The sequence below is a fragment of the Ramlibacter sp. PS3R-8 genome (genome assembly GCF_037572435.1).
In the GTDB taxonomy this organism is placed as follows: domain Bacteria; phylum Pseudomonadota; class Gammaproteobacteria; order Burkholderiales; family Burkholderiaceae_C; genus Ramlibacter.
In genome coordinates, this window is the sequence record NZ_JBBHGT010000001.1 from 1189305 (window position 1) to 1205496 (window position 16192).

14 protein-coding genes are annotated in these 16192 nt (G+C 67.5%); 10 read left to right on the plus strand and 4 right to left on the minus strand.

The annotated features are described in order from the left end of the window. Positions 1-2: 2 nt before the first annotated feature. Entirely contained in the window at positions 3-650 is a 648-nt protein-coding gene (locus WG902_RS05590) for a glutathione S-transferase family protein (RefSeq protein WP_340058964.1), read from the plus strand. On the opposite strand, the gene WG902_RS05595 is transcribed toward WG902_RS05590, so the two are convergent. The 3 genes from WG902_RS05595 to WG902_RS05605 all read right to left on the minus strand — a co-directional run bounded on the left by WG902_RS05595 (position 647) and on the right by WG902_RS05605 (position 3568). Further along, entirely contained in the window at positions 647-2101 is a 1455-nt protein-coding gene (locus WG902_RS05595; RefSeq protein ID WP_340058965.1) for a sensor histidine kinase, read from the minus strand. The two genes, WG902_RS05590 and WG902_RS05595, sit on opposite strands and share 4 nt — an antisense overlap. 19 nt (positions 2102-2120) lie before the next feature. Beyond that, on the minus strand, positions 2121-2792 hold the full coding sequence (locus WG902_RS05600) for a response regulator transcription factor (protein WP_340058966.1): 672 nt from the start codon (positions 2790-2792) through the stop codon (positions 2121-2123). Between the two features lie 299 nt (positions 2793-3091). Further along, positions 3092-3568, minus strand: a complete 477-nt coding sequence (locus WG902_RS05605) for a MarR family winged helix-turn-helix transcriptional regulator (protein WP_340058967.1) — start codon at positions 3566-3568, stop codon at positions 3092-3094. A 144-nt stretch (positions 3569-3712) separates the two neighbouring features. Here WG902_RS05605 and recA point away from each other — a divergent pair, with 144 nt between their 5' ends. Then, positions 3713-4771 carry a recombinase RecA gene (gene recA, locus WG902_RS05610; protein ID WP_340058968.1) on the plus strand — a complete coding sequence of 353 codons (1059 nt, stop codon included), beginning with the start codon at positions 3713-3715 and terminating at the stop codon, positions 4769-4771. A 92-nt stretch (positions 4772-4863) separates the two neighbouring features. Further along, the gene (recX, locus tag WG902_RS05615) at positions 4864-5316 is read left to right on the plus strand and encodes a recombination regulator RecX (RefSeq protein WP_340058969.1); all 453 of its coding nucleotides are present in this window, start codon (positions 4864-4866) and stop codon (positions 5314-5316) included. 40 nt (positions 5317-5356) lie between these two features. On the opposite strand, the gene argC is transcribed toward recX, so the two are convergent. Continuing rightward, positions 5357-6277 carry an N-acetyl-gamma-glutamyl-phosphate reductase gene (gene argC, locus WG902_RS05620; RefSeq protein ID WP_340058970.1) on the minus strand — a complete coding sequence of 307 codons (921 nt, stop codon included), beginning with the start codon at positions 6275-6277 and terminating at the stop codon, positions 5357-5359. Positions 6278-6447: 170 nt separating this feature from the next. On the opposite strand from argC, the gene sucC reads away from it, so the two are divergent. The 7 genes from sucC to WG902_RS05655 all read left to right on the plus strand — a co-directional run bounded on the left by sucC (position 6448) and on the right by WG902_RS05655 (position 16191). Beyond that, a complete protein-coding gene (gene sucC, locus WG902_RS05625) occupies positions 6448-7620 on the plus strand; it encodes an ADP-forming succinate--CoA ligase subunit beta (protein WP_340058971.1) in 1173 nt (390 codons plus the stop codon). Between the two features lie 2 nt (positions 7621-7622). Next, a complete protein-coding gene (gene sucD, locus WG902_RS05630) occupies positions 7623-8516 on the plus strand; it encodes a succinate--CoA ligase subunit alpha (protein ID WP_340058972.1) in 894 nt (297 codons plus the stop codon). A gap of 81 nt (positions 8517-8597) precedes the next feature. Further along, positions 8598-9305 carry a TerC family protein gene (locus tag WG902_RS05635; RefSeq protein WP_340058973.1) on the plus strand — a complete coding sequence of 236 codons (708 nt, stop codon included), beginning with the start codon at positions 8598-8600 and terminating at the stop codon, positions 9303-9305. A gap of 248 nt (positions 9306-9553) precedes the next feature. Then, on the plus strand, positions 9554-12391 hold the full coding sequence (locus tag WG902_RS05640; RefSeq protein ID WP_340058974.1) for a CHASE2 domain-containing serine/threonine-protein kinase: 2838 nt from the start codon (positions 9554-9556) through the stop codon (positions 12389-12391). 10 nt (positions 12392-12401) lie between these two features. Further along, the gene (locus WG902_RS05645; protein ID WP_340058975.1) at positions 12402-13187 is read left to right on the plus strand and encodes a Stp1/IreP family PP2C-type Ser/Thr phosphatase; all 786 of its coding nucleotides are present in this window, start codon (positions 12402-12404) and stop codon (positions 13185-13187) included. 43 nt (positions 13188-13230) lie between these two features. Next, a complete protein-coding gene (locus WG902_RS05650) occupies positions 13231-13929 on the plus strand; it encodes an FHA domain-containing protein (RefSeq protein WP_340058976.1) in 699 nt (232 codons plus the stop codon). Between the two features lie 12 nt (positions 13930-13941). Then, positions 13942-16191 carry a CHASE2 domain-containing protein gene (locus WG902_RS05655; RefSeq protein WP_340058977.1) on the plus strand — a complete coding sequence of 750 codons (2250 nt, stop codon included), beginning with the start codon at positions 13942-13944 and terminating at the stop codon, positions 16189-16191. The last annotated feature ends 1 nt before the right edge of the window (position 16192 follow it).

Genomic DNA, 16192 nt, shown 5'->3' on the forward strand with positions numbered 1-16192 from the left:
TCATGTCGATGAAGCTGTACTTCGCCCCCGGCGCCTGTTCCTTCGTGCCCCACGCCTTGCTGGAAACCACGGGCGCCGCGTTCGAGCCGGTGATGGTCAAGCTGCACAAGGGCGAGCAGAACGAGGCCGCCTTCAAGGCGGTCAATCCGCGCGGGCAGGTCCCGGTGCTGGTGGACGGCGGCGAGACCATCACCCAGATCCTGGCCATCGTGACCTGGCTCGATGCGAAGTTTCCCGAACAGCAGTTCCTGCCGCGCGACCCGCTGGCGCGCGCGCGCGTGCTGGAGACGCTGGCCTGGATGAACAACACCGTGCACCCCACCTTCACGCACGTGTTCATGCCGTTCAAGTTCGCCGGCACGCCGGAGGCGCAGGCCGAGCTCAAGGCGTTCAATGCCAAGGTGTACGCCCGCTTGCTGGGCGACATCGAGACGATGGCCGCGAAGGCCGGCGCGGGCTTCCTGGGCGGCGATCGCTTCGGCCCGCTGGATGCGTACGCGCTGGTGCTGCTGCGCTGGGGCGGCTTTGCGCAGATCGACCCGACCAGCTACCCGGCGCTGTGGGCCCATGTGCAGAAGGTCGCGCAACTGCCTGGCGTGGCCCGCGCCATCGAGCGCGAGCGGCTGCAGTTGAACCTGTTCAAGCCTTAGGCATCGGCCTCGTCGGCCGCCGCCGCGTCGAAGCGCACGGTCACTCGCGTTCCTGGCGGCACGTGCCCCGGCCGCGCATCCTCGATCGCTATCACCGCGCGGTGCTGGCGCGCGATCTCCAGCACGATCGGCAAGCCCAGTCCGGAACCGTCGACGTTGGTGCCCAGGGCCCGGTAGAACGGCTGCAGCACCAGCTCGCGCTCTCCCTGGGGAATGCCGGGGCCGGTGTCCTCCACCTGCAGCACCAGCACGCGGCCGAAGGGGTCCGCGAGCACGCGGGCCGTGACCACCCCAGGCTGCTGCGCGGTGGACGGCGTGTAGATCACCGCGTTGTCCAGGAGGTTGCGGATCAGCTCCTTCAGCAGGGTGGGGCTTCCCTGCAGCGTGACACCCGGGGTCCCCGGCTCGGCGCCGTCGTAGCCGATGTCGATGTGCCGGTCCATCGCGCGCGGCACGGTGTCCCGCACCGCCTCCATCGCCAGCGCGGCCAGGTCGCAGGGCTGGCGCCCCAGCGCCTTGCCGCTGCTCTCGGCGCGCGCCAGCGCCAGCAGCTGGTTGACGGTGTGGGTGGCCCGCATGCTGGAGCGGCCGATCTGCTTGAGCGACTGCTTCAACTCCTGCGTGTTGAACTGCTCGCGCTCGGCCAGGTCGGCCTGCATGCGCAGTCCCGCCAGCGGCGTCTTCAGCTGGTGCGCGGCGTTGGCGAGGAACCGCTTCTGCGTCGCGATCGAGGCCTTCAGGCGTGTCAGCAGGTCGTTGACGGAAGACACGAGCGGCGCCACTTCCAGCGGCACCACCTTTTCGTCCAGCGGGCTCAGGTCCTCCGGGTCCCGCGCGCGGATGCGCTCCTCCAGCTCCGACAGCGGCTTGATGCCGCGCACCAGGGCCAGCCACACCAGCAGCACCGCGATCGGCAGGATCACCAGCTGCGGCAGCATCACGCCCTTGATGATCTCGGTGGCCAGCACCGAGCGCTTTTCCCGCGTCTCGGCCACCTGCACCAGCGCGGGGGCGGTCCCGGGCGCGGGGGGATTGACCCAGGTGTAGGCGATGCGGACGTCCAGGCCGCGCATCTCGGCGTCGCGCAGCCGGGTCTCGCCGGGGGTCGGGCGCTCGTCCTCGGGCGGCGGCGGGAAGTCCTTCTCGCCCGAGAGCAGCTCGCCGCGCGGGCCCACCACCTGGTAATAGACCTGGTCGGAGTCGTCCGCGCGCAGGATCTCGCGGGCCGGCTGCGGCAGCGTGAAGCTCACCCGCCCGCCTTGCACGTTGACCAGCTGGGCCAGCGCCTGCACGTTGTATTCGAGCGCGCGGTCGAAGGGCTTGCCTGCGATGCTCTGCGCCACCAGCCAGGTGAGCGCCAGGCTCACCGGCCACAGCAGCAGCAGCGGCGTGAGCATCCAGTCCAGGATCTCGCCGAACAGCGAGCGCTGTTCGCGCTGGAAGATCTTCATGCGTGCGTCACGTCCGCGGTCACGGGATCTTCTCGAGGCAGTAGCCCAGGCCGCGCACGGTGGCGATGCGGATCGGGCCCTTCTCGATCTTCTTGCGCAGGCGGTGGATGTACACCTCGATGGCGTTGTTGCTCACCTCCTCGCCCCACTCGCACAGCCGCTCGACGAGCTGGTCCTTGCTGACCAGGCGGCCGGCGCGCTGCAGCAGCACCTCCAGCAGCCCGAGCTCGCGGGCCGACAGCTCCACCATCTTGCCGTCGATGGTGGCCACCCGCCCGGCCTGGTCGTACACCAGCGGGCCGTGCTTGATGGTGCTGGTGGAGGCGCCCATGCCGCGGCGGGTCAGCGCGCGCACCCGCGCCTCGAGCTCGGACAAGGCGAAGGGCTTGGCCATGTAGTCGTCGGCGCCGAGGTCGAGGCCCTTGACGCGCTCGTCGATGCCGTCGGCCGCGGTGAGGATCAGCACCGGCAGGGCGGTGCCGCGCGCGCGCAGCTTGCGCAGCACTTCCAGCCCGTGCATCCGGGGCAGCCCGAGGTCGAGGATCAGCAGGTCGAACTCGTTGTTGGTCCGCAGCGCCGCGTCGGCCTCGGTGCCGCTGGCCACATGGTCCACCGCTGCGCCGGCTGCGCGCAGGCTGCGCAGCAGTCCGTCGGCCAGCACCTGGTCGTCTTCGGCGATGAGGATGCGCATGCCCTGTCTCCGGTGTGCGCCTCGTGGTGGGCGCTTGTTGCGGCGATTCTAGGCGGGCCCGCCGGGGTCGCTGCGCGAACCCGGCCTACGGCGTGCGGCGCGGACACACGGGCACGCCGGGGTCGCTGCGCGAACCCGGCCTACGGTGTGCGTCGCGGACACACGGGCATGCCGGGGTCGCTGCGCGAACCCGGCCTACGGCGTGCGTCGCGGACACACGAGTACGCCGGGGTCGCTGCGCGAACCCGGCCTACGGGCCCCGTCTCCCCGTAGGGCGGGTTCGCAAAGCGACCCCGCCATCACGGATGGCCGCCCGCATAGGCCTCCAGCCCGATCTTCACCACCGTCGCCACGTCGGGCCCCACTTCCACGCGGAACTCCCGCTCCGCCTGCGCCACGGCGTCCTTGAAGGCCTGCAGCCACAACAGGCCCGTCGGCGTGAACTGCACGACGCGGGCGCGCGCATCGCGCGCATCCGGCTCGCGCGTGACCAGGCCCCAGGCCTCGCACTGGTCCACCAGGTCGCCCATGGCCTGCTTGGTCATCCCCGCCTTCAGCGCCAGCTCGGTCAGCCGGGTGCCCTGCAAATCGAGGTGGCGGGTGATGTGGATGTGCGCTGCACTGATCTGCGCGCGGGCGGCCAGGTTCGACAGCGCCAGCGGCACGTCGATGTTGTGCGCCATGAGGTGCAGCACGCGCTCGTCGAAGCGGCGCATCGCGTGGCCCAGGAGCCGGCCCAGGTGGATGAGGCGCCAGCCGTCGTCATGTGTGGCCATGCCGCATCGTAAGGCAAACTGACCAAAAAATCGGTTGTCCGGATGCGACCTCGGCCGTTACATTACTGGGCATGCATCCAGCCTGTTCGTCGAACCAGTGGGTGCTCCCAACCTAAATCATTGATGGCAAAGGAGAAACCCACCATGGACGCACAAGTCAAGGGAACCCGGATCGCACCCGCGGACAGCGAGAAATCCAAGGCGCTGCAGGCGGCGCTGGCCCAGATCGAGAAGCAGTTCGGCAAGGGCACGATCATGCGGCTGGGCGAAGGCGAGAAGATCGAGGACATCCAGGTGGTCTCCACCGGGTCGCTGGGCCTCGACATCGCGCTGGGCGTCGGCGGCCTGCCGCGCGGCCGCGTGGTCGAGATCTACGGCCCGGAATCGTCGGGCAAGACCACGCTGACGCTGCAGGTCATCGCCGAGATGCAGCGCCAGAACGGCCAGTGCGCCTTCGTCGACGCCGAACACGCGCTGGACATCCAGTACGCCCAGAAGCTCGGCGTGAACGTGTCGGACCTGCTGATCTCCCAGCCGGACACCGGCGAGCAGGCGCTCGAAATCGTCGACAGCCTGGTGCGCTCCGGCGCGGTCGACCTGATCGTGATCGACTCGGTGGCGGCCCTGGTGCCCAAGGCCGAAATCGAAGGCGAGATGGGCGACTCGCTGCCCGGCCTGCAGGCCCGCCTGATGAGCCAGGCGCTGCGCAAGCTCACCGCCAGCATCAAGCGCACCAACTGCATGGTCATCTTCATCAACCAGATCCGCATGAAGATCGGCGTGATGTTCGGCAGCCCCGAAACCACGACCGGCGGCAACGCGCTGAAGTTCTACGCCTCCGTGCGCCTGGACATCCGCCGCACCGGCACCATCAAGAAGGGCGAAGAGGCCATCGGCAACGAGACCAAGGTCAAGGTGGTCAAGAACAAGGTGGCGCCCCCGTTCAAGACGGCGGAGTTCGACATCCTGTTCGGCGAGGGCATCAGCCGCGAGGGCGAGATCATCGACATGGGCGTGGGCGCCGGCGTGCTGGAGAAGTCGGGCGCCTGGTACGCCTACAAGGGCGAGAAGATCGGCCAGGGCCGGGACAACGCGCGCGAATTCCTGCGCGAGAACCGCGAGCTCGGACGCGAGATCGAGAACAAGGTGCGCGAGAGCCTCGAAATCCCGCTGCTCCCCGCCGACGTCACCGCCGCCGAATAAAGAAATGTGGCCCCCACGCTCCCCCACTGCGTGTGGGTCGCTGCCCCCCGAGGGGGCTTCAGCCTCCTTGAGGCGGCTCGGCGGAGGCTGACATGGCCTTCGGCCAGCTGTCGCTCAAGGGCCGCGCGCTGAAGCTGCTCGCCGGCCGCGAGCACTCCCGCCGCGAGCTCGAGCGCAAGCTGGCGCAGCACGAGCAGGAGCCGGGCCAGCTGAAGACGGCGCTGGACGAACTGCAGGCGCGCGGGTTCATCGACGAACAGCGGGTCGTCGAGTCGGTGCTGAACCGGCGCGCGCCGCGGCTGGGCGCCGGGCGCGTGCGGCAGGAACTGCAGGCCAAGGGGCTCGATGCCGAACGTGTCGCGCTGGCCGTGGCCAGCCTCAAGGCGTCCGAGGTGGAGCGGGCCCGCGCCGTCTGGCGCAAGAAATTCGGCGAGCTGCCGCAGGACGCGGCGCAGCGCGGCAAGCAGGCGCGCTTCCTGGCGGCCCGCGGCTTTGGCGGCGATGTGATCCGGCGGGTGCTGCAGTCCGACGACATCGAGGACTGAGCTGCGGCCCGCCGGGGCTGCAGCACCAGTTTCGCCGGGGCTACAGCCCCAGCATCAGCTTGAGGTTCTGCACCGCGGCGCCGCTGGCGCCCTTGCCCAGGTTGTCCAGCCGCGCCACCAGCACGGCGTGCGCGTACTCCATGTTATGGAACACGCGCAGCTCCATCTTGTTGGTGTCGTTCAGCGCCTGCGGCTCCAGCTTGCCGTCCTCACCCGGCTTCTCCACGGTCACCCACTCGCTGCCTTCGTAGTGGCGGCGCAGCACGTTGTCGAGATCGCTCGCCGTGGGCTTGCCGGGCAACGTGTTCAGGTGCAGCGGCAACTGCACCAGCATGCCCTGGCGGAAGTTGCCGATCGAGGGCACGAAGATCGGACGGCGCACCAGGCCCGTGTACTTCACGATCTCGGGCAGGTGCTTGTGCTTCAGCCCCAGCCCATAGAGTTCGTACGCCGGCGCCTGGCCGGACTCGTAGGCTTCGATCATGGAGCGGCCGCCGCCCGAATAGCCGCTGACCGAGGGCAGCACCACGGGGTAGTCGGTGGGCAGCACGCCCGCATCCACCAGCGGACGCACCAGCGCGATGGCGCCGGTGGGATAGCAGCCGGGGTTGGTCACCCGCTCGGCCCGGGCGATCGCATCGCGCTGGGCCGGCGCCAGCTCGGGAAATCCGTACACCCAGCCTTCGGCCGTGCGGTGCGCGCTGGAGGCGTCGATGATCCGCGGCTTCCTGCCGCCGCCGCGGCCGATCTCGTCGACCATCGCCGCCGATTCGCGCGCCGCGTCGTCGTGCAGGCACAGGATCACCAGGTCCACGCCCGCCATCAGCTCGCGCTTGGCGCCGGCGTCCTTGCGCCTGTCCGGCGCGATGCTCACCAGCTCGACCTGCGGCATCTTTTCGAGCCGCTCGCGGATCTGCAATCCGGTGGTGCCGGCTTCGCCGTCGATGAAGACCTTGGCCATCGCTTGTTTTCCTCTGGGAATTGCCTGGGGTGACTCTAAGCCAATGCAGCGAATTGGTGCATTGCACCATGATACAGTTGCCGACCGCACCGTGCAGAATGGCCGCTGCGCCGCGCCCGCCCCGCTGCAGGGTCACCCCCCAAAGACCGTTCCCCCCCAAGAGACACCTCATGAAGATCCACGAGTACCAAGGCAAGGAGATCTTGCGCAACTTCGGCGTGCCGGTGCCGCGCGGCATCCCGGCCTTCACCGTGCAGGAGGCCGTGGAAGCGGCCCAGAAGCTCGGCGGCCCGGTCTGGGTGGTCAAGGCCCAGATCCACGCGGGCGGCCGCGGCAAGGGCGGCGGCGTGAAGGTGGCCAAGTCGGTGGACGACGTCAAGCGCCTGGCCGGCGAGATCCTGGGCATGCAGCTCAAGACGGTGCAGACCGGCCCCGAAGGCCAGAAGGTCCGCCGCCTCTACATCGAGGACGGCGCCGACATCCAGCAGGAGTACTACGTCTCCATCGTCACCGACCGCGCCACGCAGAACGTCGCCTTCATCGCTTCCAGCGAAGGCGGCATGGACATCGAGAAAGTGGCGCACGACACCCCGGAGAAGATCGTCACCGTGTTCGTCGATCCGCTGGCCGGCGTGACGGACGCGCAAGGCAAGGAGATTGCCGACAGGATCGGCATCCCGGCCACGTCCACGGCGCAGGCGGTCGACGTGTTCAAGAAGCTCTACAAGTGCTACATGGACACCGACGCGGCGCTGCTGGAGATCAACCCGCTGAACCGCGACGGCAAGGGCAACATCATTGCCCTGGACTCCAAGTTCAACTTCGACAGCAACGCGCTGTTCCGCCACCCCGAGATCGTGGCGCTGCGTGACCTGGACGAAGAGGATCCGGCGGAGGTCGAGGCGTCGAAGTTCGACCTCGCCTACATCTCGCTGGACGGCAACATCGGCTGCCTCGTCAACGGCGCCGGCCTGGCCATGGCGACCATGGACACCATCAAGCTGTTCGGCGCCGAGCCGGCCAACTTCCTCGACGTGGGCGGCGGCGCCACCCCGGAGAAGGTGACCGAGGCCTTCAAGATCATGCTGAAGAACAAGAAGGTCAAGGCCATCCTGGTCAACATCTTCGGCGGCATCATGAAGTGCGACACCATCGCCACCGGCGTCATCACCGCCTGCAAGGCCGTGAACCTGCAGGTCCCGCTGGTCGTGCGCATGAAGGGCACCAACGAGGAGCTGGGCAAGAAGATGCTGGCGGAGTCGGGCCTGCCGATCATCAGCGCGGACACGATGGCGGATGCTGCGCAGAAGGTCGTTGCAGCTGTGAAGAAGGCAGGGAGCTGAGAATGTCGATTTACATCAACAAGAACACCAAGGTCATCACCCAGGGCATCACGGGCAAGACCGGCCAGTTCCACACCGAGAAGTGCCAGGAATACGCCAACGGCAAGAACTGCTTCGTCGCCGGCGTGAACCCGAAGAAGGCCGGCGAGAAGATCTTCAACATCCCGATCTTCGGCTCCGTGAAGGAAGCGGCGAAGGAAACCGGCGCGACCGTTTCCGTGATCTACGTGCCGCCGGCCGGCGCCGCGGCGGCGATCTGGGAAGCGGTGGAAGCCGACCTCGACCTGGCCATCTGCATCACCGAAGGCATCCCGGTGCGGGACATGCTGGAGGTGCGCAACCGGATGAAGCAGAAGGAAGCCAAGGGCGGCAAGAAGACACTGCTGCTCGGCCCCAACTGCCCCGGCCTGATCACGCCGGACGAGATCAAGATCGGCATCATGCCCGGCCACATCCACCGCAAGGGCCGCATCGGCGTGGTGTCCCGCTCCGGCACGCTCACCTATGAAGCCGTGGCGCAGCTCACCGAGATCGGCCTGGGCCAGTCCAGCGCGGTCGGCATCGGCGGCGACCCGATCAACGGCCTGAAGCACATCGACGTGATGAAGGCCTTCAACGACGACCCGGAGACCGATGCGGTGATCATGATCGGCGAGATCGGCGGCCCCGACGAGGCGGACGCCGCGCGCTGGTGCAAGGACCACATGAAGAAGCCGATCGTCGGGTTCATCGCCGGCGTCACCGCGCCTCCCGGCAAGCGCATGGGGCACGCCGGCGCCCTGATTTCCGGCGGCGCCGACACCGCGGACGCCAAGCTCGCCGTCATGGAGGAGTGCGGGTTCAAGGTGACGCGCAATCCCTCGGAGATGGCCAAGCTGCTCAAAGCTCTGCTGTAAGTCGGCCGCCCGTCCCTCGCCCCCCAGAGCCGATTGTCTGACTGACAATCGGCTCTTTCGCATCAATAACAAGAGACGAGCATGGATTTCCTTGCATTCCTGACTCCTGCGTTCTGGGTTGCCGTCGGCCAGATCATCGTCATCGACATCCTGCTGGGCGGTGACAACGCAGTGGTCATCGCGCTGGCGTGCCGCGGCTTGCCGCCCAAGCAGCGCAAGCTGGGAATCATCTACGGCACCGTCGGCGCGATCGTGCTGCGGGTGATCCTGATCGCCTTTGCCCTGGCGTTGCTGTCGATTCCCTACCTGAAGCTGGTCGGCGGCCTGCTGTTGATCTGGATCGGCGTGAAGCTGATGGTGCCGCAGGAGGAAGAGGGCCACGGCAACATCCAGACCAGCGACAAGCTGTGGGGCGCCGTGAAGACGGTGATCGTCGCGGACCTCGTCATGAGCGTGGACAACGTGCTGGCGATCGCCGGCGCCGCCGAGAGCGCCGGCCAGCACCAGCTGCCGCTGGTGATCTTCGGCCTGCTGGTGAGCATCCCGATCATCGTGGCCGGCAGCCAGATCGTGCTCAAGCTGATGGACCGCTTCCCCATCATCATCACGCTGGGCGCCATGCTGCTTGGCTACATCGCCGGCCAGATGATGTACACCGACCCGGGCCTCCAGCCCTACCTGCCCGACTCGAAGCTGTGGGCGCACGGGGCAGCCGTCGCCGGGGCATTGCTGGTGCTGGCCATCGGCAAGCTCGGCATCCGCCGCAAGGAAGTCGCCGAGAGGCACTGAGCGCGGGCACCGGCGCGCGCCGCAGGGTCGAAAAAGCCGGGGCCAGCCCGGCTTTTTCTCGGCGCTTGTGTGTCGCTACTTCGTGAATTTGCAACGAAACGTAGTACCCTCCGTGACAAAGTCGCTTGTTGCTGGCTGGGCCGTCTGATACCGTCAACGCGGGGTGTCCTGCGCTGCAGTCTGGCGGCTTTGGGAACGGTTGGCTGTGGTTTTCCACAGGCCTTCAGCACGCCGGGAAGGGGCACGAAGTGAGCGCATCGTCATCTGCATCGCGCAGGAAGTTCTGGCGCACCGACTGGTTCGTGGGTGTGCTCGTCGTCGTCGCCGTCATCATCCTGCACCAGGCCACCGACTTCATCGGCACCCTGGAGCGGCGCTACTACGACTTCGCCAGCACCAGCACCTCGCGCCAGCCCTCCGAGCGCATCGCGATCATCGCGATCGACGACCAGAGCATCGGCAACATCGGCCGCTGGCCGTGGCCGCGCGACGTGCATGCCGACCTGATCGACAAGCTGGCGGCGGCCAAGGCCAAGACCATCGTCCATACGGCCTTCTTCTTCGAGCCGCAGACCGACCGGGGCCTGACGCACATCCGCAAGATCAAGCAGGCGCTGGCGCAGTCGGGCGACAATGCCGGCGCCCAGGAGGCCGGCCGGCTGATCGCGGAGGCGGAGCTGGCGCTGGACACCGACGCCAAGCTGGCCGCCAGCATGCAGCGCGCCGGCAACGTGCTGGTGCCGTCGTACTTCGTGCTGGGCGAGCCGCAGGGCAAGGCCGACAAGCCGCTGACCGCCGCAGCGCTGAAGAGCGCCATCGACGAGAACAACGCGTTCTCCACGCCCAGCATCAGCACGCAGCAGCCGATCGAGGTGATCGGCAATGCGGCCGCGGGCATCGGCCACCTGAACCAGCTCAATGACGTCGACGGCGCGGTGCGCTCCGAGCCGATGCTGGTCAACTACTACGGCAAGGCGGTGCCCTCGATGGCCTTGCTCGCCGCGGCCAAGAGCCTGAACCTCACGCCCGGCGACATCAAGCTGAACATCGGCGAGTCGGTGCAGATCGGCAAGCTGCGCGTGAAGACCGACGAGGCCGCGCGCGTGCTGCCGCAGTTCTACAAGGCGCACAACGGCAAGCAGCCGTTCCCGGTCGATTCCTTCTACGACGTGCTGTCCGGGAAGATCCCGGTGTCGAAGTACAGCGACAAGATCGTGCTGATCGGCGCCACGGCCGCCGGCGTCGGCGTGCAGTCGCCGGTGCCGGGCTCGCCGGCGATCACGCCGGTGGAGATGATCGCGCACATCACCTCCAGCATCCTCGGCGAACACTTCATCGTGCAGCCGGCCTGGGCCGCCTGGGCGTCGTTCGGCGCGCTGCTGTTGGTGGCGGGATACCTGATCGCGTTGTTGCCGCGGCTGTCGGCCGGCATGGCGGGCGCCATCACCGCCCTGGCGTTCCTGCTGCTGGTCGGCGCCGAATTCGGCTTGCTGGCCGGCGCGTCCACCTGGGTGCAGCTGGTGTACCCGGCGACGCTGCTGCTGATCGGGCACATCGCGCTGACCACCAAGCGCTTCCTGGTGACCGAGGCGGGCAAGCTGAAGTCGGACGAGGAATCGGCCGAGACCAACCGCATGATGGGACTGGCGTTGCAGGGGCAGGGCCAGCTCGATGCCGCCTTCGACCGCTTCCAGCGCGTGCCGGTGAGCGACGAACTCATGGCCAACATGTACAACCTGGCGCTGGACTTCGAGCGCAAGCGCCAGTTCAACAAGGCGCAGGCGGTGTACGAGCACATGTCGGCCTTCAACCGCAAGTACAAGGACCTGGAGTCCAAGCTCAATCGCGCCAAGAACCTGTCCGAGACCGTCATCCTCGGCGGCGGCGGCTCGCACCCCGGCGGCACCCTGCTGCTCGATGGCGGCGCGGTGGAAAAGCCGATGCTGGGCCGCTACCAGGTCGAGAAGGAACTGGGCAAGGGCGCCATGGGTGTCGTGTACCTCGGCAAGGACCCGAAGATCGGCCGCGTGGTGGCGATCAAGACGATGGCGCTGTCGCAGGAGTTCGAGGGCGACGAGCTGACCGACGCGCGCGAGCGCTTCTTCCGCGAGGCCGAGACGGCCGGCCGCCTGCAGCACCAGAACATCGTGACCATCTTCGATGCCGGCGAGGAGCACGACCTCGCCTACATCGCCATGGAATTCCTCAAGGGGCGCGACCTGGTGGACCAGTGCAAGGACGGCAACCTGCTGCCCGTGCCCAAAGTGTTGTCGATCGTGGCGCGCGTGGCGGAGGCGCTGGCCTATGCCCACCGGCAGAACGTCGTGCACCGCGACATCAAGCCGGCCAACATCATGTACGAGCTGGCGTCGGACACGGTCAAGGTCACCGACTTCGGCATCGCCCGCATCACCGACTCCAGCAAGACCAAGACCGGCCTGGTGCTGGGCACCCCCAGCTTCATGTCGCCCGAGCAGATCGCCGGCAAGAAGGTCGATGGCCGCTCCGACCTGTATTCGCTGGGCGTGATGCTGTACCAGATGCTCACCGGCGTGCTGCCGTTCCGCGGCGAGTCGATGGCGGAGCTGATGTACAAGATCGCCAACGAGGAGGCGCCCGACTTCCGCGTGGCGCGTCCCGACCTGCCGGAGCGGTTGGCGCAAGTGATCGCCCTGTCGCTGGCCAAGAAGCCGGATGCGCGTTACCAGGACGGCGATGCGTTTGCGCGCGACCTGCGTGCCGTGCTCGCTTCGCTGTCCGGGGAGGCCGCCCTGGCCGCTGCCGCACCGGCGACGTCGGCCTCGTTCGCCACGCCAACCGGCGCCGGCGACGACCAGACGGTGGCGTTCCGCGCCGATGCACCCGCAGCCGCGGGCCCGGGGCCCGGCGCGTTCTTCGAAGCGACGGTGCCTGCGGGCAACGCTTTTGCGGCAACCGTGCCGGCTGCCGGGATGCCCGGCTATGATGCGGCCCAGAAACAGGTGCCCGCGCAAGCGCCGCACTTCGAGAAAACGTCCGTGATGAACAACCCGGGGGCTCCTGTTCCCCCCCGCGCCGGCGAACCGAACGCCGGCCAGGAGCCTTGACCCGCGAACTATGAACTACGAGTTTTGCACCCGCACGGATCCAGGCCTTGCGCGGGAAAACAACGAGGATTCCGTCACTGTCGATGAGCCGACCCGCCTGGGCATCCTGGCGGACGGCATGGGGGGCTACAACGCCGGCGAGGTGGCCAGCGGAATGGCGACCACCTTCATCAAGTCAGAGCTCGGACGCTGGCTGGCGCAGGCCGGCCGGCACGCGAACGCCCGCGAAGTGCGCCGCGCCATGGAGATCTGCGTCGACAACGCGAACCGCTCCATCTTCAACGCCGCCAACTCCAACCCGCAGTACAGCGGAATGGGCACCACGCTGGTCGTGGGCGTGTTCCAGGACGGCCGCCTGATGCTGGGGCACATCGGGGACTCCCGCTGCTACCGGCTGCGCGGGGCGGTGCTGGAGCAGATCACCAAGGACCACTCGCTGCTGCAGGAGCAGATGGACGCCGGGCTGATCACGCCGGAGCAGGCGGCCACGTCCACCAACAAGAACCTGGTCACCCGCGCGCTGGGGGTCGAAGACGCCGTGCTGCTGGAAGTCAACGAGCACAAGGTCGAACCGGGCGATCTTTATCTGATGTGTTCCGACGGACTGTCGGATATGCTGGACGATGAGGCAATCGCCCGCATCATGGCGGGCGAGTTTCCGCTGGAGCAAAAGTCGGTGCAGCTGGTCGACGCTGCGAACGCGAACGGCGGAAGGGACAACATTTCAGTGCTGCTGGCGCAGGCCAGCAGCGGCTCGAGGAAACGGGGACTGATCTCGCGCTGGCTTGGGCAATGAAGCGTGAAGATTGCAAATTTGCATTGAGGAACAGGAGTCGACCATGCCGAAGATGATCGTGTCGATCGACGGTGTCGTCATCAAGGAAGTGCAGTTGACGAAGGATCGGACCACGCTGGGCCGCCGTCCGTACAACGACATCGTGATCGACAACCTCGCGGTCTCCGGCGAGCACGCCGTACTGCAATTGACCGGCAATGAGGTCTTTCTCGAGGACCTGAATTCCACCAACGGCACCTATGTGAATGGGAAGGCCGTGAAGAAACAGTTGTTGCAAAACAACGATACGGTAGAAATCGGAAAGTACAAGATCAAGTTCATCAACGAGGTGCCGGGCGCCACGTTCGAGAAGACCATGATCATGAAGGCGGGGATGATCCCGCCGATGCCGGCCAAGCCGGCTCCCGCACCCGCGGGCGCGGCCACCGCCGCGGCGCCGGCAGCGGCGTCCGCCGGCGCCGAGGCCGGCTCGGGCCAGAACGCCAGCATCAAGGTGCTGTCCGGCGCCGCCGCCGGGCGCGAGGTTCCGCTGGTCAAGGTGGTCACCACCATCGGCAAGCCCGGCGTCGCCGTGGCTGCCATCACCAAGCGCTCGCACGGCTTCGTGGTCGCGCACGTCGAAGGCACCAACAAGCCCACCCTCAACGGGTCGGCGATCGGGCCGGAACCGGTGACCCTGAAGAACGGCGACATGCTGGAGCTCGCCGGCACCCAGATGCAGTTCCTGCAGGCCGGCGGCTAACGCCCGCCGCCCATGGGCCTGCTCGCGCGGCACTGGTCGCGCATAGCGATCACGCTGGTCCCCCTGGCCTTCGCCCTGATGCACGCCATCGGGGTCCTGAACATCGGGGTGCTGCAGCGCCTGGACGACATCATCTACGACGCGCGGCTGCGGGCGACCATGCCGCGCACGCTGGACGATCGCATCGTCATCGTGGACATCGACGAGAAGAGCCTGGCGGAGATCGGCCGCTGGCCATGGGGCCGCAACCGGCTGGCGGAGATGGTCGACGAACTGTTCGACCGCCAGAAGATCGAGATCCTGGGCTTCGACGTGGTGTTCGCCGAGGCCGACGAAAGCTCGGGCCTCAAGCGCCTGCGCCAGCTGGCCCAGGGCGAGCTGAAGGACCAGCCGGGCTTCGCCGAGCGCATCGCGCAGTTGCAGTCCTCGCTCGATTACGACGCCGCGTTCGCCAAGGCGCTGAAGGACCGGCCGATCGTCCTGGGCTACTACTTCACCAGCGACCGCGAGGGCCGCACTTCCGGGGCGCTGCCCCGGCCGGTGATGGGCCAGGAGGCGATGCACGGGCGGCCCATCAAGTTCACCAGCTGGAACGGCTTCGGCTCCAACATCGAGCTGCTGGCCCGGGCGGCGCCCGTGGCTGGTTTCTTCAACCCGATGGTGGACGGCGACGGCGTGGTGCGCGCGGTGCCGCTGGTGGCCGAACACAAGGGCCAGTACTACGAGTCGCTGGCGCTGGCGATGTTCCGGATGCTGGTGGGCTCGCCGGCGGTGGAGCCGGGATTTCCGACCGAGTCGTACCTGCCACGCCATTACCAGGGGCTCGACCACATCCGCCTGAAGCTGGGGGAGCGCTCGCGCGCGGTGCCGGTGGCCGAAGGCGTGATCACGCTGGTGCCGTTCCGCGGCGGCGGCGGTCCCGCGGCCAGCTCGTACAAGTACGTCTCGGCGGCCGATCTGATCGGCAAGAAGCTGCCCGCCGAGAGCCTCAAGGGCAAGATCATCCTGGTCGGCACCACGGCGCCGGGGCTGCAGGACCTGCGTGTCACGCCGGTCGGCGAAACCTATCCGGGGGTGGAAACGCACGCCAACCTGATCTCCGGCCTTCTGGACAACAAGATCCCGGTGAAGCCGGACTACGCGCTCGGCTACGACCTGGTGATCCTGGTCCTCGCGGGGCTGCTGCTCGCGTTCGCGCTGCCCTTGATCTCCGCGACACGCGCCGTGCTCCTGAGCGTGCTGGTCGGCGCCGCCATCTTCGCGCTGAACTTCTACCTGTACATGGCGCACATGCTGGCCTTGCCGATGGCGGCAGCGCTCGCGATGGTGGGCACCGCCTTCGCGCTGAACATGAGTTACGGCTACTTCGTCGAAAGCCGCAGCAAGCGCGAGCTGGCCAACCTGTTCGGCACCTACGTCCCGCCGGAGCTGGTGGACGAGATGGTGAAGGACCCGGACAGCTACAGCATGAAGGCGACGAACAAGGAGCTGACCGTCATGTTCTGCGACATGCGCGGCTTCACCAAGATGTCCGAGCGGATGGAGCCGACGCAGCTGCAGGAGCTGCTGAACGCCGTCTTCAGCCGCCTGACGGACATCATCCGCGCGAACCGGGGCACCATCGACAAGTACATGGGCGACTGCGTCATGGCCTTCTGGGGCGCGCCGGTGGAAACCCCGAAGCACGCCGAACTGGCGGTGAAGGCCGCCATCGAGATGTCGCTGGCGGTGCGCCAGATCAACGCGGAGCACCGGGCCAAGGAGATGCTGGAGATCGGCGTGGGCGTCGGCCTGAACACCGGGACCATGTGCGTGGGCGACATGGGGTCGGACATCCGCCGCAGCTACACCGTGATCGGCGACGCGGTGAACCTCGGCTCCCGCCTCGAGGGCCTGTCCAAGGCGTACGGGGTGGACATCGTGGTGAGCGAAAGCACCCGCAAGCTGGCGCCCGATTTCACCTGGCAGGAACTGGACCGGGTGCGGGTGAAGGGCAAGGAACAGGCGGTCGGCATCTTCTACCCGGTCGCCGTCGCCGGCGCGGTGGACAAGAACGTCGCCGACGAACTGCGCATCTGGGGCGCCTTCCTCAAGGCGTACCGGACCCAGGACTGGGACCAGTGCGACCTGCAGATGCTGAACCTGCAGCGCCTGGGTGCGCAAAAATACCTTTACGAGCTGTACTCCGAACGTGTAGCCTCGATGAGGTTGCTGCCTTTCGACCCCTCCTGGGACGGCGCGACCAATTTCGAGACGAAATAAG